Source organism: Actinosynnema sp. (genome assembly GCF_052038725.1).
The window spans coordinates 1-4,695 of record NZ_JBQGCX010000980.1; the positions used below are offsets into that span (position 1 = coordinate 1).

Genomic DNA, 4,695 nt, shown 5'->3' on the forward strand with positions numbered 1-4,695 from the left:
TCGAGCGGTTCCGGGACGAGCGGCCCGGCGCGGGAGCCGCGGACCCGAGCTGACGGCGCGCGGCGGGCCCTCCCGGACGCCCGCCGCGCACCCGCTCAGCTCCCGGCCTTGACCACCCGGTTCCCCGGCCGGTCCGCGTCCGACAGGCGCACGCCCTCGCGCGGCACCAGCCCGAACTGCACCACCTGCCGCCCGGACAGCAGGTCGGCGATCCACTCGGCGGCCACCCGCACCCGGTTCCCCGGCATCGCCAGCAGGTGGTAGCCGCGCGCCACGATCTTCGCGGGCACCCCGCGCAGCGGCACGTGCAGCGGGTCGGCCACCGCGTCCATCCCGGCCAGGTCGACCACGAACCCCAGGTCGCGGTGCTTGTACCGCCTCACCTGCCCGTGCCCGAGCGAGGCGGCGACGTTCCGCCCGGCCAGCGCGCCCTGCCGCTGCGCGTGCTGCGCGGTCATCGGCGTCGGCTTCCCCTGGTTGTAGTGGTCGGGCACGGCGGCCAGGTCGCCCGCCGCGTACACCCCGTCCAGCCCGCGCACCGCCAGCGAGGTGTCCACCACGATCCGCCCGCGCTCCTCCGGCAGCCCGGACGCCTCCACCAGCGGGTCCGGCCGCACGCCAACGCACCACACGACGGTGCGGGTGGGGATCTCGGAGCCGTCGGTGAGCCGCGCGCAGGTGTCGGTGACCTCGGCGACGCTCGTCTTCATCCGCACGTCCACCCCGCGCGACTCGAGGACCTTCCGCGCGGGCCCGGACATGCGCGGGTCCAGCCCCGGCAGCACCCGGTCGGCCATGTCGAGCAGCAGCCACCGGCACTCGTCCGGCCGCAGCGCGCCAGGGGCCCCGCGCCGGGCGCGCAGGGCCTCGGCGGTCATCCGCTGCCCCTGCGCGACCAGCTCGGTGCCGGTGTACCCGGCGCCGACCACCACGAACGTGGCCCGCGCCGCCCGCTCGGCCGGGTCGTCGGCCTGCTCGGCCAGCTCGATCTGCCGCAGCACGTGGTCGCGCAGGTACAGCGCCTCGGGCACCGACTTGAACCCGAGCGCGTGCTCGCCGACGCCGGGGATGGACAGCATCCGCGTCACGCTGCCCGCCGTGACGATCAACCGGTCCCACTCCAGCACCCGCCCGCGCCCCTCCACGTCCACGACCGAGCAGGTGCGCGCCTCGGGGTCGATGCCGGTGGCGGTGCCCAGCACCAGCCGGGTCCGCTTCAGGGTGGAGCGCAGCGGCACCGCGACCCGCCGGGGGTCGAGCGAGCCGCCCGCGACCTCGGGCAGCAGCGGGACGTACAGGGTGTAGTCGGTCGGGTTGACCGCGATCAGCTCGGCGGCGTCGCGCGGGAGCGCCTTCTCCAGCGACTTGAGCGCGTGGAACCCGGCGAACCCGGTCCCGACGACGAGCACTTTCGGCTTGGCCACAGGGGAGCCCCTCTCGGCTGTCGGGAGCGCGCCGAAGAGTCGGAGCGCCCACCCGTGCGCACGGGGGTACCCGTGCCCCGAACCGGGTAGTCCTGCCCCATGACGCTGGGTCTGCCCGACGGGATCACCGCCTGCCTGTTCGACCTGGACGGGGTGCTCACGAGCACCGCCGTCCTGCACCGCCGCGCTTGGAAGCGCACGTTCGACGCGCTGCTCGCCCAGCGCGGCGAGCCCGAGTTCACCGAGTCCGACTACGTCCGGTTCGTCGACGGCCGCCCCCGCTACGACGGGGTGCGCGAGTTCCTGGCCTCCCGGAAGGTCGTGCTGCCCGAGGGCGACCACGACGACCCGCCGGAGGCCGACACCGTGCACGGGGTCGGCAACCGCAAGAACGAGCTGCTGGAGGAGATCATCACCGAGGAGGGCGTGAGCCCCTACCCCGGTTCCGTCGACTACGTGCGGGCCGCGCGCGACGCGGGCCTGGCGATCGCCGTGGTCACCTCCTCCGCGAACGCCGAGAAGGTCCTGCGGGCCAGTGATCTGGCGCAGTACGTGCAGGCGAGGGTGGACGGCGTGACGATCGTGCGCGACGGCCTCAAGGGCAAGCCCGCGCCCGACTCGTTCCTGGCGGGCGCGCGGGCGCTGGGCGTTCCGCCCGAGCGGGCGGCGGTGTTCGAGGACGCGCTGGCCGGGGTCCAGGCCGGGCGCGCGGGCGCGTTCGGCTTCGTCGTGGGCGTGGACCGCGCGGACCAGGCGGACGCGCTCGCCTCGCACGGCGCCGACGTCGTCGTCGCGGACCTGGCGGAGCTGCTGTGAGCGGCTACCGCGTGCAGCCGTGGAAGCTGCGCTGGGAGGGCCTGTCGCTGACCGACCTGCGGCAGACCGAGTCGACGTTCGCGCTGGCCAACGGGCACATCGGGATGCGCGGGACGCTGGAGGAGGGCGAGCCGCGCGGGCTGCCGGGCACCTACCTCAACGGGTTCTACGAGGAGCACGACCTGCCCTACGGGGAGAGCGGCTACGGCTACCCCGAGGAGGGGCAGACCGTCGTCAACGTCACCGACGGCAAGGTGCTGCGGCTGCTCGTGGAGGACGAGCCGCTGGACCTGCGGTACGGCCGCACCGTCGCGCACGAGCAGGAGCTGGACTTCCGCTCGGGCACGCTGCGCCGCAGCACCGAGTGGGAGTCGCCGACCGGCAAGCGCGTGATCGTGCGCACCGAGCGGCTGGTGTCGCTGACCCAGCGCGCGGTGGCGGCGATCCGCTACGAGGTCGAGGCCGCGCAGGACGTGCAGCTGGTGGTGCAGTCAGACCTGCTGGCCAACGAGCCGGTGGAGGAGCGCTCCGGCGACCCGAGGGTGGCGAAGGCGCTGGACTCGCCGCTGGTGGCGGACTTCGCCTACGCGCGCGGGAAGCGGGCGGTGCTGGCGCACCGCCCGCGCGCCTCCGGGCTGCGGATGGCCGCCGCGATGGACCACGAGGTGGAGGCGAACGGCTCGCTGCGCACCGAGGTCGAGGCGGACGAGGACCTGGCGCGGTTCACGGTGGCGGTGGACGTCGCGGCGGGCGAGAAGCTCACGATCGTCAAGTACCTGGGGTACGGCTGGTCGAAGCAGCGGTCGGTGCCCGCGCTGCGCGCGCAGGTGGAGGCGGCGCTGGCGGGCGCGCTCCAGACCGGGTGGGACGGGCTGCTCGAGGAGCAGCGCGATTTCCTCGACGAGTTCTGGAACAGCGCCGACGTGGAGGTCGACGGCGACCCGGAGTTGCAGCAGGCGGTGCGGTTCGCGCTGTTCCACGTGCTCCAGGCCGCGGTGCGCGGGGAGACGCGGGCGATCGCGGGCAAGGGCCTGACCGGTCCCGGCTACGACGGGCACGCCTTCTGGGACACCGAGGCGTTCGTGCTGCCGGTGCTGACCTACACGGTGCCGGAGGCGGCGCGGGACGCGCTGTCGTGGCGGCACTCCACCGTCGAGGACGCACGGGAGCGGGCGCGGATCCTCGGGCTGGGCGGCGCGGCGTTCCCGTGGCGGTCGATCAGCGGCGCGGAGTGCTCGGCCTACTGGCCCGCGAGCACGGCGGCGTTCCACGTGTCCGGGGACGTGGCGTACGCGGTGGCGCAGTACGCGCAGGCCACCGGGGACGAGGAGTTCGAGCGGGCGGCGGGCGCGGAGATCCTGGTGGAGACGGCGCGGCTGTGGATGTCGCTGGGACACCACGTGCCGGGCGACGGGTTCCGCATCGACGGGGTGACCGGGCCGGACGAGTACACGGCCGTGGTGGACAACAACGTCTACACGAACCTGATGGCGCAGCGGAACCTGCGGGTCGCGGCGGAGGTGTGCGAGCGGCTGCCCGAGGTGGCCCAGCACCTGGGCGTCGAGGACGGCGAGCCGGAGGCGTGGCTGCGGGCGGCCGAGGCGATGAACCTGCCGTACGACGACGAGCTGGGCGTGCACCAGCAGTCGGAGGGGTTCACCAAGCACGCCGAGTGGGACTTCGAGGCCACCGAGGCCGACGACTACCCGCTGCTGCTGAACTACCCGTACTTCGACCTGTACCGCAAGCAGGTGGTGAAGCAGGCGGACCTGGTGCTGGCGATGCACCTGCGCGGTGACGCGTTCACGGCGGCGCAGAAGGCCCGCAACTTCGCCTACTACGAGGCGCGGACGGTGCGGGACTCGTCGCTGTCGGCGGCGACGCAGGCGGTGCTGGCGGCCGAGGTGGGCGCGCTGGAGCTGGCGTACGACTACCTGTCGGAGGCGGCGTTCACCGACCTGCACGACCTGCACCACAACGTCCACAACGGACTACACATGGCCTCGCTCGCCGGGGTGTGGCTGGGGCTGGTGGCCGGGTTCGGCGGGATGCGGGACCACAGCGGCGGCCTGGAGTTCGCGCCCCGGCTGCCGGTGGGGCTGAACCGGTTCTCGTTCCGGATGACCTACCGGGGCAGCGGGTTGTGCGTGGTGGTGGAGGAGGGCAAGGCCACCTACCGGATCGTGTCCGGGCCGGGGCTGCGGATCAAGCACCACGGCGAGGAGGTGGCGGTCGAGCCGGAGAACCCCCTGGTGCTCCAGGTCCCGGCCGCGCCGGAACCGCCGGAGGGCATCACCCAGCCCGCCGGTCGGGCGCCCAGGCGGCGCACGCCGAACCGGGCGCAGGACTGAGGCCGCGCGCGGGCGGGGGGGGGGCCCCCCCGCCGCGCGGGCGGCGCGCAGTGGGGCGCGGGGCGGGGGCCGCGCGCACCCCCCCCCCCCGGGGCGGGGGGGGC

The 4,695-nt window shown here is 74.7% G+C and carries 3 protein-coding genes; 2 read left to right on the forward strand and 1 reads right to left on the reverse strand.

Features of this window, described 5'->3' with window-relative positions; genetic code table 11:
- Positions 1-95: 95 nt before the first annotated feature.
- Positions 96-1,424, reverse strand: coding sequence for an NAD(P)/FAD-dependent oxidoreductase (locus ACTUAL_RS20800; RefSeq protein WP_440901424.1), 1,329 nt, complete (start codon positions 1,422-1,424; stop codon positions 96-98).
- A gap of 99 nt (positions 1,425-1,523) precedes the next feature.
- On the opposite strand from ACTUAL_RS20800, the gene ACTUAL_RS20805 reads away from it, so the two are divergent.
- The gene (locus tag ACTUAL_RS20805; protein WP_440901425.1) at positions 1,524-2,240 is read left to right on the forward strand and encodes an HAD family hydrolase; all 717 of its coding nucleotides are present in this window, start codon (positions 1,524-1,526) and stop codon (positions 2,238-2,240) included.
- Positions 2,237-4,591 carry a glycoside hydrolase family 65 protein gene (locus ACTUAL_RS20810; protein WP_440901426.1) on the forward strand — a complete coding sequence of 785 codons (2,355 nt, stop codon included), beginning with the start codon at positions 2,237-2,239 and terminating at the stop codon, positions 4,589-4,591. Before ACTUAL_RS20805 ends, ACTUAL_RS20810 begins: the two co-directional genes overlap by 4 nt.
- The last annotated feature ends 104 nt before the right edge of the window (positions 4,592-4,695 follow it).